This is a genomic window from Leptospira adleri (assembly GCF_002811985.1).
GTDB lineage: Bacteria > Spirochaetota > Leptospiria > Leptospirales > Leptospiraceae > Leptospira > Leptospira adleri.
In genome coordinates, this window is record NZ_NPDU01000162.1 from 1 (window position 1) to 824 (window position 824).

Annotated in this window: 1 pseudogene; it reads left to right on the forward strand. The window is 39.4% G+C overall.

The window, feature by feature from the left end:
• Positions 1-364, forward strand: a pseudogene (locus tag CH376_RS23945) (hypothetical protein); the annotation flags it as partial.
• Positions 365-824: the final 460 nt, after the last annotated feature.

Here is an 824-nt window from a genome sequence, read left to right on the forward strand (position 1 = left end):
TGTTCCGGTTATTGGAATTGAAAATGGCGGAGATAAGATTCGGCGCATTGAAGGAGCACTTCAAGTTCCGATTGCTACCGGACAACTCTTGCTTAGAGAAGACTCGAAAATTCTTAGAGAGCAATTTGAGGAATTCCCTTTTAAAAAGAAAGACGGACCTGACGCGACTGAAATGGCTCATCGATTGATTGTTGAAAGACTTGGAAGTTCAATTTCATTTCTTTCTACCGAAGAAAGGTCTGGAGCAATTCTACTCTCTCAAAAAGCAAATCCTACGGAAAAAGATTCGGTCATTCCAGAAGGATACATTGCCAAAAGTATAAATCAACTCAGAAGAGAGCAAGCGAAGCGCCGCGGCTTTTAAGTATTGTATTTTCCTTTTTTTTAATATAGGAATCGCTAGTATAGACGCGAACATGATTCGCTAGCCAAGAAGCGAAACTAAGAATCGCGTCATAGTAGCGAAGCACTTTCCTCCATTTTGGTCTGAAGGTTTCGTTTTTACTGATTCAATCCGAAAAGGTGACGTATTATGTTTTTTTGGATCGGAGATTAAAAGTGATTTTCCGGACACTTTCCTCGACGGGGAAAAAATTCCCCATCGAGCGGAATGCCTCAAATAGGCGAATGGGATAAGAATACGGGAATATCGTTTTTAAGAAAGAACGTCCCTTTTGACAAAGAACCGCGGAATATTTTTGGTTCATTTTTCGGAATAAAATCGGACCGCTTTTCGGAACAGGTCACTTCCGATAATGGCTTTTATGTCTCAAAAATGAACATTTGTTCATTTTTTTTTGATTTTAATGTAATTCAAGATGGCG